A 24,271-nucleotide genomic window follows, 5' to 3' on the forward strand; every position below is an offset into this window, starting at 1 on the left:
GATGGCATCAAATAAAAAATTAAGCTTTTTAGACTCGTACCTGACCCTTTGGATTTTTATAGCCATGGCTATTGGGGTAGGTATCGGATATTTTGTGCCTTCGTTTCCAGAGATCATTGACTCATTTAGCGTTGGAACCACTAATATCCCAATCGCTATTGGACTGATATTAATGATGTATCCGCCTCTAGCCAAAGTGAATTATGCCTTACTTCCTAAGGTTTTTAAAAACACTAAAATCCTATCCATTTCACTCATTTTAAACTGGATCGTGGGTCCCGTACTTATGTTTATTCTAGCCATTACCTTTTTAAGGGATTACCCGGAATACATGGTAGGATTGATATTAATAGGTTTAGCACGCTGTATTGCGATGGTTTTGGTATGGAATGATCTTGCCGAAGGTAATGCAGAGTATGGCGCTGGCCTTGTAGCCTTGAACAGTATATTTCAAGTTTTCGCTTATAGCTTTTACACTTGGATATTCATCACCATTTTACCGCCTTATTTTGGTTTTGAAGGTGCTATAGTGGATATTTCCATAGCTACTATAGCTGAAAGCGTGGCTATTTACCTTGGTATTCCGTTTTTATTAGGCATATTAAGCAGACTTATACTAGTGAAATTAAAGGGCGAGCATTGGTATAATACCAAATTCATACCTGCCATTTCACCTTTAACACTGATTGCCTTACTCTTTACAATCATCGTTATGTTTTCTCTTAAGGGCGAGTTGATTGTTGAAATTCCTATGGATGTCCTCATCATCGCGGTACCATTACTTATTTATTTTGCCCTCATGTTCATCATTGGATTTTTCTTTACAAAGGCTATGGGTGCCGAATATGACAAAACAGCAGCAGTCGCTTTTACAGCTGCCGGAAATAATTTTGAGCTCGCCATAGCAGTTGCCATTGCCGTTTTCGGATTAAACTCTGGCCAAGCTTTTACAGGCGTTATTGGTCCTCTGGTTGAAGTACCAGCCCTTATATTACTCGTACGCGTATCTTTTTGGTTACGTAAAAAATACTTTACTAAAAGTTCTCAAAAAGCCTAATTCAAAATATAATTTCACACGATTTAATAGCCTTATTAAAACAAAAAAAGCTCTTGAATTAAATTCAAGAGCTTTTTTAATTATTAAATTTTTCTTTTTCTAACTATTGCTTTTTAAAAACCGTTAACAACTAAATTTGTTAGCAACCCTCCCAAACTAAAAACAAACAAAGTCAAGTAGCTATATTTAAACAAATTGTATCCTAAGCTTTCTTCTACGATATCTAATTCTAAAGTATTCATGATAATAAGGTTTTAAATTAATTACCGAAATCATTAGCAACAACCAATATTTAGTTTTACTAACACTAGGCAACTAAGCGTTAAATGATACTTCAAATTTAAAACCTCTAAGCTGATTTTATGATGACATGCCATGTCATAAGGTGATATTAAAATTTAAAAATTCAGAGGGGTGATTTAAAGCCAGATTCAAACATCATTTTTTTTAATACTAAAAAGTGAAAATGCATGCATTTTTATGAAAAAACTAGAATAACCGCGTACTATATTAGAAACTACAAACATCTTCTTATAAAAAACTCATTTATTATTCTAAATTTGCACTCCAAAATAACTACTTTACAAGCCGTTATTAAAACACTTATTTATACACCAAAACGATATAGATGCTAAAACTAGATGGAACTCTTAGGATTGAAGAATTTTATAAAATTATTTTTGAAAACAACCCTTTAGAAATTGATCCCAGCGTATATCAAACCATAGAAAACAGTTTTAACTTTTTAAAGGACTTTTCTCAAAATAAAACCATCTATGGAGTTAATACGGGCTTTGGTCCCATGGCTCAGTACAAAATCAACGATGAAGATCGTATTAAGCTTCAATATAATTTAATTAGAAGTCACGCATCTGGAACTGGAAAAGTTATAGATCCGCAATACGTGAAAGCGGCTATGCTAGCCAGATTAAACACCCTGTCTTTAGGGCACTCTGGAGTTCATAAATCGGTTATCGAGTTAATGACAGAGCTTATAAACAGAAACATAACACCCTTAATTTACGAGCATGGTGGCGTTGGTGCCAGTGGCGATTTAGTTCAGTTAGCACATTTAGCGCTTGTTTTAATTGGTGAAGGCGAAGTTATTTATAAAGGCGAATTCCGTTCGACAAAAGAGGTTTTCGAAATTGAAAATTTAAAGCCTATTTCTGTGGTGCTGCGTGAAGGTTTAGCTTTAATGAATGGGACTTCCGTAATGACAGGTATTGGTATTGTAAACACCATTAATACGCGTCGTTTACTAAACTGGGGTATTTTATGTGCTTCAGCCATCAATGAGATCATGCAGGCCTATGACGATCATTTATCTTCAGAGCTTAATCAAAGTAAAAAACATAAAGGTCAGCGTGACATTGCTAAACGCATGCGCGAACATTTAGAAGATAGTCAACTCACTAGAAAACGTGAGGAATTCCTATACAACAAAAATCCAGATGTTAGGGTTTTTGAAGAAAAAGTACAAGAATATTATTCTATTCGTTGTGTTCCTCAAATTTTAGGTCCTGTTTTAGACACCCTAAATGATGTGGAGCGTATATTAATGGAAGAAGTGAACTCGGCAAACGACAACCCTATTGTGAGCGTTGAAAAGCAGCATGTATATCACGGTGGAAATTTCCATGGCGACTACGTCTCTTTAGAAATGGACAAGCTAAAACTAGTGGTTACCAAAATGAGTATGCTGGCCGAACGTCAACTTAACTATTTATTAAACCCAAACCTGAACAATACACTGCCAGCTTTTGTTAACTTAGGGACTTTAGGACTTAATTTTGGAATGCAAGGTGTTCAATTTACAGCAACCTCTACAACAGCAGAAAATCAAATGCTTTCAAACCCAATGTATGTGCATAGTATCCCAAATAACAACGATAATCAAGATATCGTTAGTATGGGTACCAATGCAGCACTTATTACCAAAAGGGTTGTAGAAAACGCTTATGAAGTGATGGCCATTGAATTAATAACCATTGTACAGGCTATAGAATATTTAGGTTTTCAAGATAAAATTTCATCTAAGACAAAAAAAGCCTACGATGCTATTAGAAAATTAGTCCCTGTATTTAAGGAGGATGTCGTTATGTATCCTTATGTCAATGAGGTTAAGGCCTTTTTGATGAATCATGAGAATAATATTGTATAATTTAAGCACAATTGGGTAATGACAAAATATGCATTAGTAACAGGAGGATCACGAGGTATTGGAAAAGCCATTTGCATACAATTGGCTAAAGATTCTGATTATCATATCATTATAAATTATAATAGTAATAAAGAAGCCGCTTTAGACACCTTAAAAGCTGTTGAAGAAGCTGGCGGACAAGGCGAATTACTGCCTTTTAATGTTTCAAACCTAGAGGAAGTCGCTCAGGCTTTAGACACCTGGCAAGAAGCTCACAAAGAGAATATTATTGAAGTGATTGTAAACAACGCCGGCATCACGAAAGATGGTTTATTCATGTGGATGAAACCTGAAGATTGGAGCGATGTTATAAACACCAGTCTTAACGGATTCTTTAATGTAACCAACCACCTCATCCAAAAGTTATTGGTTAACAAATATGGTCGTATCATTAACTTGGTTTCTGTTTCTGGACTAAAAGGAACTCCAGGACAAACCAATTATTCGGCTGCAAAAGGGGCTGTAATTTCGGCAACAAAAGCCTTGGCTCAAGAAATTGCCAAAAGAAATATTACGGTAAACGCTGTTGCTCCTGGGTTTATTAAAACCGATATGACAGGAGACTTAAATGAAAAGGAACTAAAAAAATTAGTACCAGCAAACCGTTTTGGTGACCCTGAGGAGGTTGCACATCTTGTATCATTTTTAGCTTCCAAAAAAGCTTCTTATATTACCGGAGAAGTTATCAATATTAATGGTGGCATTTATTCCTAAATAATCAAAAAATGAGAAGAGTTGTAATTACGGGCATGGGCATTTATTCCTGCATTGGCAAAAATTTAGAAGAAGTCAAACAGTCCTTGTATAACGGAACTTCGGGAATTATTTTTGATGACAAAAGAAAACCATTCGGATTTCGTTCTTGCCTAACGGGAATGGTTGACACCCCCGATTTAAAAAAACAACTTAGCAGAAGACAGCGTATTAGCTTAGGTGAAGAAGGTGCTTATGCCTATGTAGCCACCATGGAAGCCCTAGAAAATGCAAAAATCACGCAAGATTATATAAACACGCATGAGGTAGGTATTCTGTACGGTAATGATAGTACCGCAAAATCTATTGTAGAATCTACGGATGTTATTCGTGAAAAGAAAGACACGAATTTGGTTGGTTCAGGAGCGATTTTTAAAGGAATGAACTCCTCCATTACCATGAATTTGGCAACCATATTCAAATTAACAGGCATCAATTTTACAGTAAGTGCTGCTTGTGCCAGTGGCTCTCATGCCATTGGAATGGCCTATCAGCTTATAAAAAGCGAACTTCAAGACTGTATTATTTGTGGTGGTGCTCAAGAAATAAACGAACTTGCCATGGGAAGTTTTGATGGTTTAGGTGTTTTTTCTGTGCAAACAGACACGCCTGGAAAAGCCTCGAGACCTTTTGATAAAAACCGTGACGGCTTAGTACCCAGTGGTGGTGGCGCTACTTTAATTGTAGAAAGTTACGAGTCGGCGGTAAAACGCGGCGCTCCAATTTTAGCAGAAATTGTTGGTTATGGTTTTTCATCTAACGGCGAACATATTTCGACACCTAATGTAGAAGGCCCGTCGCGCGCCATGAAAAAAGCCATTGAACAGGCTAATATACCAACCAACCAAATTGACTATGTTAATGCACACGCAACCTCTACTCCCATTGGTGATAGCAATGAAGCTAAAGCCATATTTGATGTTTTTGGAGAAAATGGTCCGCATGTAAGTTCTACCAAATCGATGACTGGCCATGAATGTTGGATGGCAGGAGCTAGTGAAGTGATCTATTCCATGCTGATGATGCAAAATTCATTTATTGCACCAAATATCAATTTGGAAAACCCCGATGAAGATGCAAGCAAATTAAATTTAGTAAGCAAAACGCTAGATAAAAAAATTGATGTATTTTTGTCCAATTCTTTTGGATTTGGAGGAACAAATTCAGCATTAATAATAAAAAAATTATAAGACAGAGATGGAAAAAGAAGTTATTATTGAAAAAATAAACAACTTTCTTGTTGATGAGTTTGAAGTGGAATCGGAAGATATCGAGCCAGGAGCAAATTTAAAAGAAACACTAGAACTTGATAGCTTAGATTTTGTTGATTTAGTAGTGGCTATCGAATCAAATTTTGGTGTAAAATTAGTAAGTGATGATTTTATAAATGTAACAACACTTCAAGATTTTTACGATCTTATTGAAAACAAATTAAAGTAAAGACTTTAAAAAACACCATAACAAAAAGCATCTATTCATTCAATAGGTGCTTTTTTGTTTTGAGATACTTCTCTTTTAATCACAACACCTTGTTTGGCCACACTATACGCCTTCAGTATCTTACATTACTATTAAATTAGCATGCTTTAATAAGCTTTGAAATCGAAAATTAACAAAGTGAGCCAAGTTTATGCCGATGATCATTTTCATGATTATGTCTACGAAATACAAAGCATATTTTAAGTTATAGTATATTTGTAAAAAATACCCATTTGATTATACCAATCAAATGCTAACCAACAATGAAAGAGACTGTAGCACAAACTAACCCAAATGAATTGCCGTGTTGCGTTATTATACCAACCTATAATAACCAAAAAACATTGCAGAAGGTCATTGATGGGGTTTTAGAACACACCAATCATATTATTATCGTAAACGACGGCGCTACCGATAATACTCCAAATATTATTAAGCAGTACCCGAATTTAAACCAAATTCACTTTCCCGAAAACAAAGGTAAAGGTCAAGCGTTGCGAGCCGGTTTCAAAGAAGCCTTACGTTTAGGCTACGATTATGCCATCACCATAGATTCTGACGGGCAACATTTCCCAGAAGATATACCTGTTTTTCTAGACACTTTAAAAGCAAGTGAAAACAAAAACCTGCTGTTAATTGGTTCCCGTAACATGAACCAAGAAGGTGTTCCGAAGAAAAGCAGTTTCGGAAATAAATTTTCAAACTTTTGGTATAAGTTAGAAACAGGAATTGAGTTACAAGACACCCAATCGGGCTTCCGCCTTTATCCAATTGGCCATTTGAAAAACTTGAAATTTTATACTTCAAAATTCGAATTTGAAATTGAAATTATTGTAAGGGCTGCGTGGAAAGGCACTGTGGTAAAAAACATACCTATAAATATTTTATATGATGAGGCAGAACGTGTATCGCATTTTCGCCCTTTTAAAGATTTTACCCGCATCAGCATCTTAAACACATGGTTTGTGATACTCACCTTTCTGTATATCAAACCTAGAGATTTCTTCAGAAAATTAAAAAAAAAAGGGATTAAACGCTTCGTTATTGAAGACTTTATCAGTCAGAACGACTCTCCTAAAAAAAAGGCCTTATCACTAACTTTAGGCGTGTTTATCGGGCTAACACCTTTATGGGGATTACATTCGGCTTTGGTGATTTTTTTATCGGTAATTTTCAAACTGAATAAGGCCATTGCCTTTACCTTTTCGAATGTAAGCTTACCGCCATTCATTCCTTTTATTGTGTTTGTGAGTTTTGTATTAGGAAATTTTATTCTAGGCCAAAACGAAACTTTTAACCTTAATGAAATCACTTTAAATATTGAAGTCTTAAAACACCTTAAAACATATATAGTAGGAAGTTTCAGTTTAGCTACGATTGCGGCTATTATTGTTGGACCTTTAAGTTATTTGCTTTTTTCTGGATTTCAAAAGAAAAAAGGATCGGTAGTTAATGCATAAGCTGTTTTACAACATATATACCTACATTCATGCTAGAAAAGCATTAGGTTTCGGGCTATTAATCGTATTCTTTGCTGCTTTAATTTACACCGCTTCAAAAATTGAATTTGAAGAAGACATAAGCAAACTCATTCCAACCACGGAAGCCAATTCCGATTTACACAAGGTTTTAGATCAAGTTAATTTCACCGATAAAATTATCGTTCACATTAGCAAAACGCCAGAAGCTTCGGTAGATGAACTCACCCAATATGCGTCCCAATTTATAGACAGTGTTACTAAAAATTCGGAACCCTATATTAAAAACATTCAGGGTCGGTTTGACAATGCCGACATGCAAAATACTATGGATTTTGTTTACAACAACCTGCCGCTGTTTTTAGACGAGAACGACTATACGCTTTTAGCACAAAAAATAAATGAAGACAGCATAAAGGCTGCTACCATTCAAAATTATAAAACCTTAATTTCACCTTCGGGTTTTATTGCCAAGGATTTAATTTTAAAGGACCCCTTAGGTCTTTCGCTAACCGCCTTAAAAAAATTACAGGATTTAAGCTTTGGCGGCGATTTCACCTTACAAAATGGTTTTTTAGTCAGTGAAGATCAATCACACATTTTATTATTTATCACACCGGTTTTAGACGCAAACGAAACCTCAAAAAACACCTTGTTTGCAGAAAATTTATATCAAACCAATAGCCAATTAAATGAGGCTTTTAAGGGCCAAGTCCAGAGCGAGTATTTTGGAGGACTTTTAATAGCTGTTGCCAATGCCAACCAAATTAAAAAAGATATCCAGCTAACCATTGGTATAGCCCTAACGGTATTGCTGCTTATTTTCATCATATTTTACAGGAAACTTAGTGTGCCTATCATTCTATTTGTGCCCACTATTTTTGGAGGCTTATTGGCCATTGTGTTATTGTTTATCATCCGTGAAAAAATTTCGGCCATTTCCTTAGGTATTGGCTCTGTATTATTAGGTGTGACTTTAGATTATTCCTTGCATATCCTAACACATCTTAGAAACAAAAACGATGTAAAAAACCTCTACACAGAGATTTCCAAACCTATTTTAATGAGCAGCTTAACCACGGCTTTAGCCTTTTTATGTCTGCTTTTTATCAACTCTCAAGCCTTACAAGATTTAGGCGTTTTTGCTGCCATTAGTGTTTTGGGATCGTCGGTTTTTGCTTTGCTATTTATTCCGCATGTCTATCGGGAATCGGCTACCAAATCGAAAAGGAATACCTTATTGGATAAAATCGCCTCTTATAACCTACACAAAAAAAAATGGGCTGTAATCACCGTAATTTTACTGTGTATAGCAAGCCTTTTTACCTACAACACGGTGAAGTTTAACAACGACCTCACCCAACTTAATTATCAGCCTGAGCATTTAAAAGCTTCCGAAGCCCGGTTAGACAAACTCATTAACAGCAGTTCCAAATCACTGTATATTGCCGCTTATGGCACTTCCGAAGAAAACACTTTACAAGTCAATGAAGCCGTTTTAAACGAACTGGAAGATTTAAAAAGCAGTAAGGACCTCATCAACTACAGCTCGTTAAGCACCTTAGTGCATTCGGAGAAACAACAACAAAAGCAAATTGCCCGTTGGCATGCCTTTTGGGATGAACAAACCATAAACAGCACCAAAAGTGATATTATTGAAAGCGGTAATGCCTTAGGATTTAAACCTTCAACCTTTCAAGCCTTCTATAATTTATTACATAAAGATTTCAAACCATTAGAGAGCGCCGATTATAAAACTTTAAAAGCTTTTTCTGTAGATGATTATTTAGCCACAGAAGACCATTTTACGACCATTACAACTTTGGTGAAAGTGAAAGATGACGCTCCTGTTTTAAACCGCTTTAAAAACCAAGAGCACATTGTTATTATAGACAGAAGGCAAATGAATGAAAGCCTTTTAGGACATCTTAAAAGTGATTTCAATAAACTTATAGGCTACTCGCTTATCGTGATTTTAATCATTTTATTGGTATCATACAAAAGCTTTTCATTAACCTTAGTAACTGCCATCCCCATTTGTTTAACCTGGTTATTAACCATTGGCATTATGGGCTTTTTTAATATTGAATTTAATATTTTCAATATCATCATTTCAACCTTTATTTTTGGTTTAGGTATAGATTATTGCATTTTTATAACCAATGGTTTGCTTCAGGAATGTCGCACGGGGGTCAAAGCGTTGCCCACGCATAAAACTTCTATTTTACTTTCGGTAATCACGACTATTTTAGGTGTTGGCGTTTTAATATTCGCCAAACACCCTGCCTTACACTCCATTTCATTGGTTTGTTTAATAGGTATTTTGTCTGCCCTGCTTGTGGCGTTCACCATACAACCTATTTTGTTTAAACTGTTTATTGGTGGCCCTAATAAACGACCTGTTTCTTTAAGGGTATTGGTACATTCTATACTATCGTTCACTTACTTTGGATTAGGAGGATTTTTGCTCTCACTTTTTAGTGTGACATTTATGAAGATTATCCCTTTACCTAAAGAAACCAAGATGAACTGGTTTCATAAATGCATTTCAAAATTTATGAAATCGGTATTAGACTCCAATCCATTTCTTATCAAAACCATTAGTAACGAACCACAAGAAGATTTCAAAAAAACAGGTATCATTATCGCCAATCACAGTTCGTTTTTGGACATTTTGGCTATTGGTAAATTGCATCCTAAAATTATATTTTTAGTAAACGATTGGGTTTACAACTCGCCCATTTTTGGAAAAGCCGTAAAGTTGGCCGGTTTTTACCCCGTATCGAATGGTATAGACAACGGTCTTGATCATTTAAAAGAAAAAGTAGATCAAGGCTACACTCTAATGGCTTTCCCCGAAGGAACACGCTCTACAACTCATAAAATTAAACGCTTTCATAAAGGTGCTTTTTATCTTGCTCAGGAGTTCAATTTAGATATTATTCCAGTGCTAATTCATGGTAATTCCGAAATTATCCCTAAAGGTGAATCGGTTATTCGTGATGGCCAACTTGATCTTAAAATATTAGATCGCATTCCAGCAAATAACAACCCGTTTGGAAAAAATTATTCACAACATGCCAAACAAATTGGGGCCTATTTTAGAAGTGAGTTCAATACATTTAGGAAAGAAAAAGAAGGGCCAACCTACTTTCATAAAATGCTTTTAGACGATTATCGTTATAAAGGACAGGCACTTTATAAAAAAGTGCGTTTAGACTTAAAGACACATCAAAACGATTACTACGAGATTTTAAATCGTGTAGAACTAAAGACCTCGATTGCGCATATTACAAACGATGCAGCACAACTAAGCCTCCTTTTAGCCTTACATTCGGGAGATCGAAAGATCTTTTCCTATATTGAAAATGCTAAAACTAGGTGTATTATTCAAAATAGTTATATCACCAAAACACGACAAATAACCTGTACAAATAGCGTTGAAGCCTTGGTGGATTATCAAGCAAAAGTTTTAATTTTAAACTCTAGTCAAATAACTCATGAAAATATGCTGAAACCTTTTCTTAATAATCTAGATCAGATTATTCTATTGAACAGCAGTAGGCATCTGGAGACACCTAATTTAACTGGTTTAGGATTTCAAACGAGCTATCAAAATGAAAACATTAAAGTTTTAACTAAAACAGCCATTTAAGAATGAAATCACATTACGATGTTGTCATTATAGGAAGTGGACTAGGCGGTTTAGTCTCAGCCAATATTTTAGCTAAAGAAGGCTATAGTGTTTGTGTTTTAGAGAAAAATAACCAATACGGAGGCAATTTACAAACCTTTGTTAGAGATAAAACCATTTTCGATACTGGCGTACATTATATTGGTGGTTTAAGTGAAGGTCAAAACTTATATCAGTATTTTAATTATCTAGGCATTATGGATGAATTAAAGCTGAAGAAATTAGATGAAGATGCTTTTGATGTGGTTTCCTTTGGCGACGATAACACCGAATACAAACACGCTCAAGGTTATGAAAAGTTTATTCAACAAATGGTCTCTCAGTTTCCAGACGAAGAAAAGGCCATTATAGCCTACTGTGATAAACTGAAAGAGTTTTGCGGTAAATTTCCTCTGTACCGTTTAAAACACGGAAAACCATATTATAAAAACTCTGATATTTTTAGTTTAAAAGCTAAAGACTTCATCGATTCTTTAACAACCAATGAATCTTTACGCGCTGTGCTCGCAGGCACCAACTTTTTATACGCAGGAGACCCAGACCGCACACCTTTTTATGTGCATGCTTTAACGGTAAACTCGTATATCGAAAGCGCTTACAGGTGTATAAATGGGGGCAGCCAAATCTCTAAACTTTTAATTCGAAGACTTAAAGAAAATCATGGCGAAGCCTATAAACATCAAGAAGTTGTAAAGTTTGGTTATAAGGACAAAAAAATAACGTCGGTATTCACCAAAAAAGGTGATGAAATTAAAGGTGATGTATTTATTTCTAATATCGAACCTAAATTAACCATTCAGCTGGTTGGAGAAGATAAATTCAGAAAAGTTTACTCCAATAGAATTAAAAACATTGAAAGTATTATTGCTGGTTTTAGCTTATATATCGTTTTAAAACCAAATTCTTTTAAATATCATAATCGGAATTACTACCATTTTAAAAACCGAGAAACGGTTTGGACTAGCCAGGATTACACAAACGAAAGTTGGCCTGAGGGTTATATGGTATCGATGGGGATAGGCAAAAACACAGCCGAATACGGCGATAGTCTCACGGTTTTAACTTACATGCGATACGAGGAAGTTAAACCTTGGGAAAACACAGTTAACACGGTAGTTAACAAAAATGAAAGAGGCCAAACTTACGAAGAATTTAAAGCCGAAAAAGCCGAAATCCTCATTAAAGAGTTAGAGAAAAAATTTCCAAATATTAGAGATTGCATAGAAGAGATCTATACCTCTACCCCACTATCCTATCGTGATTATATTGGCTCTAATAACGGTTCGATGTATGGCTATGTAAAAGATGCCAACAGCCCTCTAAAATCGTTTGTATCGCCACGAACAAAAATTCAAAACCTCCTATTAACCGGTCAAAGTTTAAATATGCATGGCATATTAGGCGTTACTATAGGGGCCGTTCTAACAAGCTCTGAAATTGTTGGTATGGACCCCATATTAAACAAAATACGTAAAGCAAATAATATAGAAGATAACACGGAAAATTAAAGGCATGGGAAAATTTAAAACAACCCCTATTACGAGAGTTAAGAGTATTAGTAAGGCAGATTTTATTGAACACTACTACAAACCTCAACGCCCCGTATTAATTGAAAATCTTACTGCTGACTGGCCTGCTTATGAGAAATGGAGCTTAGACTACATCCAAGAACGTGCGGGAGATCAAGTGGTGCCGCTTTACAACAACAAACCTGCAAAAGGCAAACAAAGCGTTTATGCCCCTGTAAAGGAAATTAAATTAAAGGAGTACATCGAAATCTTAAAAACAGAACCTACCGATTTACGTATTTTCTTTTATAATATTTTAGACAGCATGCCCGAATTACTAAAGGATTTTAAATATCCCGACATCGGACTAAAATTCTTTAAACGCTTGCCGGCATTATTTTTTGGAGGCGGTAAATCAAAAGTGTTTATGCATTACGATATTGATTTACCAGACAGTATGCACTTCCATTTTCATGGTAATAAAAGTGTTACCCTTTTTTCGCAAGAACAATCTAAATACCTATATCAGGTGCCATTTTCCATTCATAATATTGACAAAATTGATATGGACAACCCAGATTTTACAACCTATCCGGCACTACAATACGCTGAAGGGATTCAAGCCGATATGAAACATGGCGATGCCCTTTATATGCCCAGTGGTTATTGGCACTACATCAAATACCTTGATGGCGGATTTTCAATGACATTAAGAGCCTTACCAAAACGTCCAAAAAAGTTTGCAACCATGCTTTACAACGTTTTTATAATGCGTCATTTCGACAATTTAATGCGTCGTTTTTACGGACAAAAATGGTTGGACTATAAAGAAAAGCTCAGTATCAAAAAAGCCGAAAAAATCTTAAAAAAACAGGCCTAATATGAATAACAAATTTGGGATTACACATAAGATTTTATGCTTGGCTTGTATCATGTTGGTTTTAGTATCCTGTGGTGTATCTAGCTCGTTGCAGGATATTCCCTATGTTAGCGATTTTAACGATTCCATACCTAAACGTATTGAAATAAATGACTCTTCCTTTGTTTTAGGAAATAATACTTTAAACAAAAACAAACAAGGCTTATGGGAGCTATATGTTGAAGGCGACCCCTACGAAAGAGGACTAATTACAGGAAGTCTAACCAGAGAATTGTTTCAAAATCAAGAGCGATATTTCCTTTCTAAAATAGAAGACTTAGTCCCTTCGGAAACCAATCAAAAATTCTTGCAACGATTTGTAGCTTGGTACAACCGTAAAATGTATTTACATGTTAATAACGAATACAAATCTGAAATTTACGGGCTTTCCAAATACGCCATAAACGATCGCACACCTTTTGCTTCACCCTACTTAAGAGGTCTTTATTTTCATGGTGCTCACGATGTTGGTCATGCCCTACAAGATCTCGCCTTGGTTGGTTGTTCTTCATTTGCAGCTTGGGGCGACAAAACAGAAGACGGCAACCTCATTATAGGTAGAAATTTCGACTTTTATGCTGGCGACGACTTTGCCAAAGACAAAATTATCACCTTTATAAACCCCACAACAGGTTATAAATTCATGTCCATTTCTTGGGGTGGTATGATAGGTGTCGTTTCAGGCATGAACGAGCACGGACTTACCGTAACCATAAACGCCGGAAAATCGAAAGTACCACTAATCGCCAAAACCCCAATTTCTATAGTAAACCGCGAGATATTGCAATACGCCACCAACATAGAAGAAGCCATTGCCATAGCTAAAAAACGAGAGGTTTTCGTATCAGAATCTATTTTTGTAGGCAGCGCGATCGATAATAAGGCCATTGTTATAGAGGTTTCTCCCGATAATTTCGGCGTTTATGAAGTCCCTAATAGCAATCAAATTATTTGTTCTAACCATTTTCAAAGTGACGCTTACGCGGAAGACAAAATAAACCAAAAACACATGGTTGAAAGTCATTCGTTGTACCGCTACCAACGTATGGAGGAACTTTTAAATGCTGAAGATAAAATAACCCCACAAAAAGCGGTGGCCATTTTAAGAAACAAAGAAGGTCTAAACGGAAAATCCATAGGTTATGGTAACGAAAAAGCCCTTAACCAACTTTTAGCCCATCATGGTGTGGTATTTAAACCCAAGGAAAGACTTGTTTGGGTGTCGTCTAATCCTTATCAATTAGGTGAATTTGTCGCTTATAATTTAAACGATGTATTTAACCACCCTGAAAAACAAGGTTATGCCATTCCCAGTTTAAACATTGAAAAAGATCCGTTTCAGTATACCGAAGCTTACAAAAATTACGAACGCTTTAGAGTCCTAAAAGCACAGGTTTTAAAAGCCATTAATAATCATGAAACTTTAGATTTCTCGGTGCTTCATGAATTAGAATCGGCTAACCCAGACTTTTGGGAAGCACATTATATTGTTGGACTTTATTATTATAAAAACGATTTTGATATGGCCGCATTACAGGCCTTCGAAAAGGCCAAAACCAAGGAAGTAACTACGGTTCCCGACCTTGAAAACATGAATAGCTATATCAAAAAATTAAACAGAAAATTAGGTTTATGATTCCAGAAATAGAAAAAGCCTCAACCGCAACCATCAAAGCATACCAAGAGGCTGAATTAAAAAAACTGCTTCAGTATTTAAATACACATTCTAGCTATTATAAACGTCTGTTTACATCAGAAAACATAAACCTGAATAGCATCAATACACTAGAAGATTTAGCTCAAATTCCAACCACAACTAAGGAAGATCTTCAGCGTTATAACGACGATTTTATTTGTGTACCAAGACATGATATTATCGATTATGTGACTACCTCGGGCACCCTTGGCGAACCCGTTACCTTCGCTTTAACCGATAACGACCTTAAGCGTTTGGCGCATAACGAAGCCATTTCTTTTGCTTGTGCAGGCGTAAAAAAAGCCGATGTTATTCAACTCATGACCACCATAGACCGCCGCTTTATGGCTGGACTAGCTTATTTTTTAGGCGCTCGCGAACTGGGGGCAGGCATTATTCGTGTGGGCAATGGCATTCCTGAACTGCAATGGGATTCTATTAAAAAATTTAAACCCACATACATCATTGCGGTACCGTCGTTCTTACTAAAACTCATCGAATATGCCGAGCAGCATAATATCGATTTGAATAACTCTGGTGTAAAAGGAGCCATTTGCATAGGCGAGTCGCTTCGAGAGCAAGACTTTTCATTGAATATTTTATCCAAAAAAATAAAAGACAAATGGGATATTGATTTGTTTTCTACTTACGCTTCTACAGAAATGAATACTGCTTTTACCGAGTGTGAAGCACAAAAGGGTGGCCACCATCACCCGGAATTAATCATTATTGAAATTCTAGACGAAAACAATGCGCCCGTTAAGGCTGGTGAACCTGGAGAACTTACTATTAGCACTTTGGGCGTGGAAGGCATGCCTTTACTGCGTTTTAAAACAGGTGATATTGTAACGGCACATACCGAAGCTTGCTCCTGCGGAAGAAACACCACGAGGCTAGGTCCTGTGATAGGCAGAAAAAAACAAATGATAAAATATAAGGGCACCACACTGTATCCGCCAGCCATGCACAATATATTAAACGATTTTAATGCCATTGATTCTTATGTTATCGAGATTTCACACAACAACATAGGCACCGATGAAATCCTGCTTAAAATCGCTACAAACAATGCTACAGAAGAATTTCTACAAAAAATAAAAGACCATTTTAGAGCCAAACTTCGCGTGCTTCCTAAAATCGAATTTTGTGATAAAAAAGAACTTCAGAAACTGCAATTCCCTAAAATGAGTAGAAAACCTGTTTTGGTGATAGACAAACGGGAATAAGATATAAATGAAAAAAGCTTCCAATAACTTGGAAGCTTTTTTTTATAGTGGAGAAGACGGGATTCGAACCCGTGACCTCTTGACTGCCAGTCAAGAATTTAAACTTTGCTTTATTATTTTATAATCATAGAATTATTTGAAAAACCCAATAAACACAGCTAATGTAAGTCTTTTTTGTTAGATTTAATATTAGTTTGTTTTGTGTTATTATGCTAAAACTTTGGGCAAATTGTGGGCAAATGATTAAATTTGCCTAAACCTTATAAATTATGAGTTATAAAATTTCAATAGTTTTAGACAAAAGAAGATCCAAAGAGAATGGTAAGTTTCCGGTTAAACTAAGAGTATTTAATAGCTCAACTAAAAAGGATAAACGATATAAATTGAATATCGACTTAACAGCATTAGAATTTAAAACAATTTGGATTAACCCAGAAAACAAGAGTTTAAGAGGTAATAATAAAGACTTAAAATTATTACTTCAAGGTGTAGAAAATCGTGCTCATGATATTGCAAAGGAACTAACCCCTTTTAAATTTGAAACTTTTGAATTTAAGTATTTCAGAAAGTCATCTAGCAAAAGTAATATATTATATTACTTCAATTTGATCATTGATAAACACCTCAAAAATGATAAAATAGGAACCTCCGAAAGTTATAAATACACCCTCAACTCATTTAAAGAGTTTTCAGTAAATGAAAACAAAAAACCCATCGACAAATTAACCTTTAATGATATTAATATTGAATGGCTTGATAAGTATCAAAAATACATGATCGGCAAAGGCAAAAGCTTTACAACTATAGGTATTTATACCAGGACCTTAAAAGCCGTTTTTAACATGGCTATTGAGAATGAGGATATAAGCGAATCTATTTATCCATTTGGCAAAAATAAATACAAAATACCTAGCGCTAATAAGGTCAAAAAGGCCCTTACTTCTGAACAATTAAGGATTCTATTTAATGCTAAAAACTTAAATATAAATGAAGAAAAGGCACGCGATTTTTGGTTCTTCAGTTATGCATGCAACGGTATGAATATAAAAGATATAGCATTATTAAAATACTCAGATATTAAAGATGATAGCTTTTCATATTACCGAGCAAAAACGTTTGATAAAACATCCGAAAAAAAACAAATAACCATCTATTTAACAGAGTTTACAGGCGGATTAATACAGAAGTATGGAACCAAAAATAAACACTCTTACATCTTCGATATTATAAATGAAGATGATTCTATAGAAACGCAATACAAGAAAATTAAAAACTTTACTCGAATTATAAATGATCATATTAAACGAATTGCAAAGGCTAATAATTTACCTGGAGATATTTCAACCTATTGGGCACGCCATTCGTTTGCTACTAATTCAATTCGAAAAGGCGCAAGTTTAGAATTTATTAGTGAAGCTTTAAACCATAGCGACCTCAACGTAACCAAAAATTATTTTGCAGGTTTTGAAGATGATGCTAAAAAAGAATTTGCCAAATCATTACTGGAATTTTAAAAGTAATATAATCTATTACCAGAAAAACAAGCTCATCAATAAGAGCTCAAATTAATCTAAGGCAAACTCTGGGTACACTTTCAAAAACCCTTTATAAGTACCCTTCCCGTTATTCAACATGTAATATTCATTGCTTAAAAACTGTTTTTTAGGATTAGCTTTAGATGTTATTTTTTTCTGAGGTAAATAGTCTTGAAGTTCTACAGAATAAGAGGCATCTTCAAAATTAATTACCTGAATCTGATCGTAATATATCGCGTATAATTTACCATAAATTAATAAGCCAAAATCATTTTTAGCCCTATAGGTTAATTCTATTAACTTAACAACTCCATTTTCTTTTTCAGCTCCCTCAGTGGCTTTGAAATCTACAAATAACGGAGTGCCCTCATTGAGTGTATCTTTATACCCAAATTGATAATTTCTCATAATACTCCATTCTACCTCATCAAAGCTTTCAGGGTTATACAAGGTTCTTTCTAAATGATTCCTCACTAAATCTTTTATCAAATGATCTTCTTCAAATCTCTGACAAGAACAACAAATGAATAGCAAGGTTACAAAATACAATACACCAATTCTCATAGCTCAAAAATTTTGAACAATTTAAACATTTTTAACGGATCACAATCGCTTCCCAAACTTGAGAATCAATATTTTGTTGAGCTATCAAATAGCCATCAAATAAAGTTCAAAATAAAATCAACAATTATCAACAAAAAAAAGATGCTAGTTTGCACTAACATCTTTGATAAATAACCCCCTAGCAGCTCGTTGGGCTCTTGTTTTAAATACGTCGGAAAGTTTAAAATACCCTAGGAAGTTTTATAGGTGTAGGAATCTTTTTTTAAGCATTGGTATTATTTATAAATATCTAATCATTACACCATAGCTAAAACTAAATCTTTTGATTTGACTTTAGCTTCTTTTAAGACTTCAACCTTATTGTTTGCAGCTCTGTTTCCTGCATTTATTTCAATATGATCAACAACGAAACTACTTAAACTTTTTAAGCCGTAGAATCTCAATAAAGATCCATCTGTAATACTTGTAAATTCGTTATAAGCTTTTACTAGATTCTCTAAAGCTGTTACCGCTGTTTTTTCCTTTTCAGTTTCAATATAAACCCTACAATACTTCTCTAATAATTTTTCCTTTTGTTCTGGTCCCACCATAAACAAATCTCTTTTTTGGCTATAATAAATATCAGTTGGACGTAATGCTGGTACATTAAAATTAGTTGCCGAACTAATATCAATCGGTCTAAGGTTTTTCAGTTTCCCTAAAACATCATTTAATTGATTAATTTGATCCTGACTCGTTTTATAAAACCCTTCTTTAATTATTTGAGAAGTTATACCAGCTTTTTCACATTGTGCATTTAGGTTTTTTAAATGTTCTTGAGCTAATCTTTTACTGCCTTGAGATACTAACTCCTGATACACTTCATCGGTTAACATACCTAAGTCTAAACCCTCAAATTTTTCCTTTAATTTTTGCAAAAGAGGTCGAAATTTCTCTATTTGATTTACAATTTTTGAAAGATGTTTTTTATCCTCATCTAATAGGATTCTTTTAAATTCTTTTGTTACTGCCATTACATTAGTATATTAAATTAAATTGTTAACAACTGCATTTGCAACATCATCAGATGAAACCTCATCTTCATTTGTTTCGGCTCCATAACCTTCCGGATAACCACCAGTAATACTGTGATGGATTTCGGCCGCTTCGGTTTCTAAGGCTTTAACCTGGTCTTCGATTGATATTTCACTTTCAAAATTAATTCGTGATATCCATTTTGCTTTAAGTGGTTCTGGAATCAACTTTGAATTGTTTAAAAGTGTTTGTGCTTCGTTCTGTTTTGTACTCATGGTTTCTAATTGTTATTTAATTTAAAGATTTACTAATGTTTGTATTCAGGACTTTATGATATTTCTCAGCCCTATTTTTTTTATGTCTTGCTATAAAGCTTCTTACAACTCCCTTTCTGCCATCATTTAAAAGAGTAAAAATGTTTTCAAGGTTCTCAATTTGCTCTTCTGGAATATCTACAATTGCCCTGCTTACAGGGTTTTTTCTAACCTCTTCTATTTTAGAAACAAAATCATTTATATCATTAAGTATTCGGTCTCTATAAATATTTTCTTTTAAAACGTTTACCTTTTTTTTAAGCTTATTTAAATCCATTAAAATAATTTATTAACTAGTTAGTAGTTCATTTTCATAAAAACCTCATCAAAGGGCTTATTTTGGTGTTAGGATTGATTTTAAAGCCTTTTCATTTTGCTATACATCCTATCGGCTTCATTTGAGCCGTTTTTTTGGTTGTTTAATTCCCTTTGGCTATTTGAGGTCCACTGAATCACAAAATTTTTAAATCTGGGCATGAGTTGAGCTGCTACAAAATCAATTTTGCCTTGGCTTAATTCAATTTCCATTTTGTTGTTGAAGGTGTCCACCAGCTTTTTTTTGTCCTTGATGTTTTTGTGGTTTTGAGACCAAAGGATGTCCAGCTCTTGTTGTTTTTCTTTTTTGAGGATTTGTAAAGCCGTTAGTTCTTTTTCAAAATTTAAATCATCAGAAACGGGAGCGGGAATTTTGTCTACATCACTTTTAGGGGTTTCAGCTACTTCCTTTAATTCACTCTCTTTATTTTCCTTTACTTCCTTTACTTCCTTTACTTTATTGCGATCGCCCCCCGAGTTCGCCCCCGAGTTCGCCCCCGACTTATTGCTTTTTATTCTGTTATTTAGTGCTATAATTTCATCATTTGACAGCTGGTATAACTGTTCCTTAGTAGCGTGACCATATCTTATAAGATTCCCTATTATTCCGTTTACTGAATCCCTGTCTTTAAATGCCATCCTAGAAATAAAGCTCTTAGAATAGAAGTATGTTTTATCCTTATAAATCTCAAATAGACCAAAATTTTCTATAACACTTTTAATCACCTCAGAATCTTCTCTAAGCTCATAAGCAATTAAATCATAATCTAATTTAGCAGCATAGTTTGTACATGATCCTAAACGCTCTAAAAGCATAAAATACACACCATACCCCAAGGCACCGTGTTTCATTCGTAACAAAATTATTTTTTCGTCATTTCTAGCGTTACAATCATGACTGAAATACACCGCTTTTAAATCTTTATTTTTTTTAGCCATTTCTACTGTTTTATAAATTCCACATACCAATCAAGACCATATTTAAGGTGTACTTTGGTTTAGGTATAGCGTGTTCAGGCATTACAAGGATGTTTAGCCTTTAAATTAGCGTATTTGAGAGCCTTTAATGCTTCTAATGAGTTATTCATTAGCTACTTCCTTTAGAGACTCATCATCATCTTCAAAATACTTCGGATTTGTACTGTAATAATTTGCTGGAGCTTTAGAAATTTCACAAAACCCCTTTCTAACCTCAACAATTAGATTTTCATCTTTCAATTGTGCAACATATCTGCATATTGAGGCCCTATAAATTCTAGTTTCCATAGACACCATTAACATAGTCTTAGGTGCTTCATAAAAAGAACTATAGACGCGTTTTATTTGTGAAGTGACTGGAAGATTATTTGTATCTTGCCAGTGGTTAAAATCTGGTCTGTTATTATGGTCTTTCATATCTCAGACCTTTTTTATTTAGATAGAAGATTATCTACATCGGTTTTGATATTAGCGTTTGTTTTTACCTTTCCGCCTTTTAACCACTCATCTATCTCAGATTTTAAGAAATAGATTTTTTTACCTCGTTTGTAGTACGGCACTTCATTACGTGATATTTTAGAATACCATGTAGATTTAGCGCGTTTTTCCGGATCGTAATCTAAAAGCCAATTTAGATCTTTCCATGATTCAACAGCTTGAGTAGCTGGTTGTGATTCCTGTCTAGCAAATAACATGCTAGTTAATTTGTCAACCTTCTTGTTTAAAAGTGTAACGGCTGCAGGTAAATCATTGTGAGAGAATTCATATTCCATAATTATATCAGATTTATTTGGTGTTAATAATAATCTGATGCTAAATTATGGAGTTTTTATATTGTAACTTGCTGATATTCACTTGTATAAACTTGCAAACAAGAAAATACAAGTTTGTACAACATGCCTATTTTATTATAGATTTAATGTATTGTTTCTTTTTTTCTAATTCCTCAAAATCCGTAAGGTCATTAAATTTATGCCCATTCATCGCGTTATAACTAGCTATATCCCAGTCAAATTCAACCTTACAACAATCATGAAACTTCTTAGCAATCCGTTCCTCAGGCAATAAATTTAATTTTTGTAATGCTAATAGCAATATTTTCAATCCCTTTCCTTTGATATTCTTATACTGAACTTTTACACCTTCAACAATTTCGGTACTTTTTTCATGTGTTATCAAGTCACTTAATTTTAATTTTTGTTTAAGTGCTGTTTTAGAATCCACATTTACAGCTGGCAAAAGTTGTTTACCTGAATCCGTTTCTTCAATTTCAGCCTCTAAAAACAGTCCTTTCTTTTCTGTCTTATATTTGATTATAGCATTTTTAATTCCGCTTAACTGGCCGTAATACTTAAACACCTCAGCACTTAAAACAAGCTGATCATTCTTTAATTTACTATCAACAAATGCCTCCTCAGTAAGTATCGGCTTTACTGAACATGATTTTTTTAATGTTTCATTATTGAAAGAATCAACACCTTCTGAAAACCCTTCTGCAAATGCTTTTTTATATCTATCTAACTCAAAACCGTTTGAGACCAACAATTCCAAAATTCCTTCATCTTGTTTAGAGGTATCTATAAACATTAAACTATGATATAGAGTGTTGTAACAAGGGAATTTATTATTATCAATCTCAAGGTCTCCCAGCATACCAATTTTAGATAGTTTATAAGCCTGAGTAATTTCAATTAAGTGTTTAATTACAAATAAATTTACTTTGTCCATACGTTCAATTTATTTTTAAAGATCCTTAATCCATCCTATAGGCTTATACTTATCATTTTCTTTTATGTAAAGTTCGCGCGCCTCATTTCCTGGTTTAGCTTCAAATAAATCAATAACCTCAACATTTAAAGCTTTAGCGATTTTCTGCAATGTTTCTAAAGTTGGATTACCATTTATAAGTTTGTTTACCCCTATGGTTGACATTTTCAACTCATTAGCTAGGTCTATTTGTGATTTACCTTGCTCTTTTAAAATCTGTTTTATTCTTAGCATACTACTTTAATTTTCGCCAAAGTTAAACATAATAGTTTAATTAAATACAGTCTATTAAACAAAAAAGTAGAATAAAATTTGTTTATTATTATATTTATGAGTTATATTTGCATCAATAAGTTAAATATATAAGTATAATAATTATGGAAAACACATTAAAATCATTTAGAAGTAAAATTTTTAAGGCAGCACACGCAGCAAAGAAAAGAACAGGAGAATCATTTTCAACTTGTTTAAAAAAAGCTTGGGGGGTTTATAAGCTTCAGAAAGCATTAAAGCTTTTCGGGCCTAAAGAAAGTATAAACGATTTTGAAATTAAGCCATGGAAAACATTTAACCTATCTGCAGCTGCTGCAACTGGATGCGTAACACTTTAATACTTTATAAATATGGCACCAATACAATTATCTGAGAATTACAGAATTGAAAAAGATCAATACTCATGGATTTTAGTTTTTTCAGAAACTAGAGAAAAGAAGAATAAAAAGACCTCAAAATTAAGGCCTTTTGTATTTGAAGATAGATGGTTCTATCCAGATATTAAACAGCTTTTAAGAAAGTATGTCGACCTGGACACAAAGCAATGCAACTCTATCGATGAAATAATAAAAAAGCTAGAATTTATTTCAACCAAAATAGATTCTCTAAGCAACACAATATTTAAAAAGTAAAATTTTACAATTATGACTTTACAACCTCATCGCAAAACACAAATACACAATTTTTAAATTAAAAATCATGGTAACAACAATAGAAAATCTTTTAGACAAAGCAACCTTAACCCTTAATAATGGAGAGGTTGTTTCATTACAGCAGCACACCAAATCATGCTCTGAGTACCTCATTAAGCGATTAAATGAGTTTGATGACAAATACAGCAAACTTTTAAAAGAAACCCTGATTTATAATCTAGGTAAAAAATGGTCCGTAGTTAGAAAATCGATCTTTGAAATGGAGGCTAAAATAAACTTTGATGAGGTCGAGTATGAATATGATTTCAGCATGATTATGATGTATGAGGATATTATTTATCCAGTGACTGACCATGATGAAGAAATCCAGAAAGGCCTTGATTTGTAATCATTATTTAAAAACTAATCATGTAACAGACAAGTATGTTTAATGTAGATGAATTTTTAGTAAATGAGATTATTTTAATTTAAAAAAATGAGTATTTTAAAACACGTACAGAGCTACATAGATAAGCATGAGATAAAAACATCTCCAAGTGCTTTAATTGCTCAATTTGAAATTATAATTGAATTGCATAGAGAATTTGAAACCTATTTAAGAGAGCATAACATTAACCAAGAACTTGAAATAATGCAAAGAAGTAAAAGAATGTTAGAGAAAAGGAGGCTATTTATTGAATGGTACCAATTAAAACACCAAAACAATAAAATGGTTAAAGAAATCCTTATCGACCTATCCGAAATGATTTTTATCTCAACAAGAACGATTCAAAATGACCTTATTAAAGGAGATGCCAACAACATTCATAAAACTTGATTTTACGCACTTATTAAATACTTAGATT

Annotated in this window: 25 protein-coding genes; 16 read left to right on the forward strand and 9 right to left on the reverse strand. The window is 34.0% G+C overall.

Going from position 1 to position 24,271, the window contains the following annotated elements:
- Position 1 precedes the first annotated feature (1 nt).
- The 12 genes from arsB to A6I66_RS02795 all read left to right on the forward strand — a co-directional run bounded on the left by arsB (position 2) and on the right by A6I66_RS02795 (position 17,527).
- On the forward strand, positions 2-1,057 hold the full coding sequence (gene arsB, locus A6I66_RS02740; RefSeq protein WP_067145289.1) for an ACR3 family arsenite efflux transporter: 1,056 nt from the start codon (positions 2-4) through the stop codon (positions 1,055-1,057).
- Between the two features lie 628 nt (positions 1,058-1,685).
- A complete protein-coding gene (locus A6I66_RS02745) occupies positions 1,686-3,221 on the forward strand; it encodes an HAL/PAL/TAL family ammonia-lyase (RefSeq protein ID WP_067145291.1) in 1,536 nt (511 codons plus the stop codon).
- Positions 3,222-3,239: 18 nt separating this feature from the next.
- A complete protein-coding gene (gene fabG / locus A6I66_RS02750) occupies positions 3,240-3,974 on the forward strand; it encodes a 3-oxoacyl-ACP reductase FabG (RefSeq protein ID WP_067145294.1) in 735 nt (244 codons plus the stop codon).
- Positions 3,975-3,985: 11 nt separating this feature from the next.
- Positions 3,986-5,203, forward strand: coding sequence for a beta-ketoacyl-[acyl-carrier-protein] synthase family protein (locus A6I66_RS02755; RefSeq protein ID WP_067145296.1), 1,218 nt, complete (start codon positions 3,986-3,988; stop codon positions 5,201-5,203).
- A 7-nt stretch (positions 5,204-5,210) separates the two neighbouring features.
- Complete coding sequence (locus tag A6I66_RS02760; protein WP_067145297.1) at positions 5,211-5,453, forward strand: acyl carrier protein; 243 nt, start codon at positions 5,211-5,213, stop codon at positions 5,451-5,453.
- 302 nt (positions 5,454-5,755) lie between these two features.
- Entirely contained in the window at positions 5,756-6,952 is a 1,197-nt protein-coding gene (locus A6I66_RS02765) for a DUF2062 domain-containing protein (RefSeq protein WP_067145299.1), read from the forward strand.
- Positions 6,945-10,625 carry an MMPL family transporter gene (locus A6I66_RS02770; RefSeq protein ID WP_067145301.1) on the forward strand — a complete coding sequence of 1,227 codons (3,681 nt, stop codon included), beginning with the start codon at positions 6,945-6,947 and terminating at the stop codon, positions 10,623-10,625. The genes A6I66_RS02765 and A6I66_RS02770 overlap by 8 nt, the downstream gene beginning before the upstream one ends.
- A gap of 2 nt (positions 10,626-10,627) precedes the next feature.
- Positions 10,628-12,172, forward strand: coding sequence for a phytoene desaturase family protein (locus A6I66_RS02775; protein ID WP_067145303.1), 1,545 nt, complete (start codon positions 10,628-10,630; stop codon positions 12,170-12,172).
- Between the two features lie 4 nt (positions 12,173-12,176).
- Positions 12,177-13,052 (forward strand): cupin-like domain-containing protein, encoded by an 876-nt coding sequence (locus A6I66_RS02780; protein WP_067145305.1) that lies wholly within the window; start codon positions 12,177-12,179, stop codon positions 13,050-13,052.
- A 1-nt stretch (position 13,053) separates the two neighbouring features.
- Positions 13,054-14,727 (forward strand): C45 family peptidase, encoded by a 1,674-nt coding sequence (locus A6I66_RS02785; RefSeq protein ID WP_067145307.1) that lies wholly within the window; start codon positions 13,054-13,056, stop codon positions 14,725-14,727.
- Positions 14,724-16,013, forward strand: coding sequence for a phenylacetate--CoA ligase family protein (locus A6I66_RS02790; protein ID WP_067145309.1), 1,290 nt, complete (start codon positions 14,724-14,726; stop codon positions 16,011-16,013). The genes A6I66_RS02785 and A6I66_RS02790 overlap by 4 nt, the downstream gene beginning before the upstream one ends.
- Before the next feature lie 269 nt (positions 16,014-16,282).
- Positions 16,283-17,527, forward strand: a complete 1,245-nt coding sequence (locus A6I66_RS02795) for a tyrosine-type recombinase/integrase (RefSeq protein ID WP_067145311.1) — start codon at positions 16,283-16,285, stop codon at positions 17,525-17,527.
- 51 nt (positions 17,528-17,578) lie between these two features.
- Here the strand turns inward: A6I66_RS02795 and A6I66_RS02800 are convergent, their stop codons facing one another.
- The 9 genes from A6I66_RS02800 to A6I66_RS02840 form a co-directional block, all read right to left on the reverse strand.
- The gene (locus A6I66_RS02800) at positions 17,579-18,112 is read right to left on the reverse strand and encodes a hypothetical protein (RefSeq protein ID WP_067145313.1); all 534 of its coding nucleotides are present in this window, start codon (positions 18,110-18,112) and stop codon (positions 17,579-17,581) included.
- Between the two features lie 296 nt (positions 18,113-18,408).
- Entirely contained in the window at positions 18,409-19,125 is a 717-nt protein-coding gene (locus tag A6I66_RS02805) for a hypothetical protein (protein WP_067145315.1), read from the reverse strand.
- 12 nt (positions 19,126-19,137) lie between these two features.
- Positions 19,138-19,401: a hypothetical protein gene (locus A6I66_RS02810; protein WP_067145317.1), complete on the reverse strand. Its 264-nt coding sequence runs from the start codon at positions 19,399-19,401 to the stop codon at positions 19,138-19,140.
- Positions 19,402-19,417: 16 nt separating this feature from the next.
- Positions 19,418-19,717, reverse strand: a complete 300-nt coding sequence (locus tag A6I66_RS02815) for a hypothetical protein (protein WP_067145319.1) — start codon at positions 19,715-19,717, stop codon at positions 19,418-19,420.
- A gap of 80 nt (positions 19,718-19,797) precedes the next feature.
- Entirely contained in the window at positions 19,798-20,694 is an 897-nt protein-coding gene (locus tag A6I66_RS02820) for a Lin1244/Lin1753 domain-containing protein (protein ID WP_067145321.1), read from the reverse strand.
- Between the two features lie 141 nt (positions 20,695-20,835).
- Positions 20,836-21,150, reverse strand: a complete 315-nt coding sequence (locus tag A6I66_RS02825) for a hypothetical protein (RefSeq protein WP_067145323.1) — start codon at positions 21,148-21,150, stop codon at positions 20,836-20,838.
- A 14-nt stretch (positions 21,151-21,164) separates the two neighbouring features.
- Positions 21,165-21,506, reverse strand: coding sequence for a helix-turn-helix domain-containing protein (locus tag A6I66_RS02830; protein ID WP_067145325.1), 342 nt, complete (start codon positions 21,504-21,506; stop codon positions 21,165-21,167).
- A 127-nt stretch (positions 21,507-21,633) separates the two neighbouring features.
- Positions 21,634-22,461, reverse strand: coding sequence for a hypothetical protein (locus tag A6I66_RS02835; RefSeq protein WP_067145327.1), 828 nt, complete (start codon positions 22,459-22,461; stop codon positions 21,634-21,636).
- 15 nt (positions 22,462-22,476) lie between these two features.
- Entirely contained in the window at positions 22,477-22,734 is a 258-nt protein-coding gene (locus tag A6I66_RS02840; RefSeq protein WP_067145329.1) for a helix-turn-helix domain-containing protein, read from the reverse strand.
- A 143-nt stretch (positions 22,735-22,877) separates the two neighbouring features.
- Here A6I66_RS02840 and A6I66_RS02845 point away from each other — a divergent pair, with 143 nt between their 5' ends.
- The 4 genes from A6I66_RS02845 (at position 22,878) to A6I66_RS02860 (ending at position 24,243) form a co-directional block, all read left to right on the forward strand.
- A complete protein-coding gene (locus A6I66_RS02845; protein ID WP_067145332.1) occupies positions 22,878-23,111 on the forward strand; it encodes a hypothetical protein in 234 nt (77 codons plus the stop codon).
- Between the two features lie 12 nt (positions 23,112-23,123).
- Complete coding sequence (locus tag A6I66_RS02850; protein ID WP_067145334.1) at positions 23,124-23,405, forward strand: hypothetical protein; 282 nt, start codon at positions 23,124-23,126, stop codon at positions 23,403-23,405.
- Between the two features lie 67 nt (positions 23,406-23,472).
- A complete protein-coding gene (locus A6I66_RS02855; protein ID WP_067145336.1) occupies positions 23,473-23,814 on the forward strand; it encodes a hypothetical protein in 342 nt (113 codons plus the stop codon).
- Between the two features lie 87 nt (positions 23,815-23,901).
- The gene (locus A6I66_RS02860; protein ID WP_067145338.1) at positions 23,902-24,243 is read left to right on the forward strand and encodes a hypothetical protein; all 342 of its coding nucleotides are present in this window, start codon (positions 23,902-23,904) and stop codon (positions 24,241-24,243) included.
- Positions 24,244-24,271 lie beyond the last annotated feature (28 nt).

It is taken from the genome of Pseudotamlana agarivorans (assembly GCF_001642835.1).
Taxonomy (GTDB): Bacteria; Bacteroidota; Bacteroidia; order Flavobacteriales; family Flavobacteriaceae; genus Pseudotamlana; species Pseudotamlana agarivorans.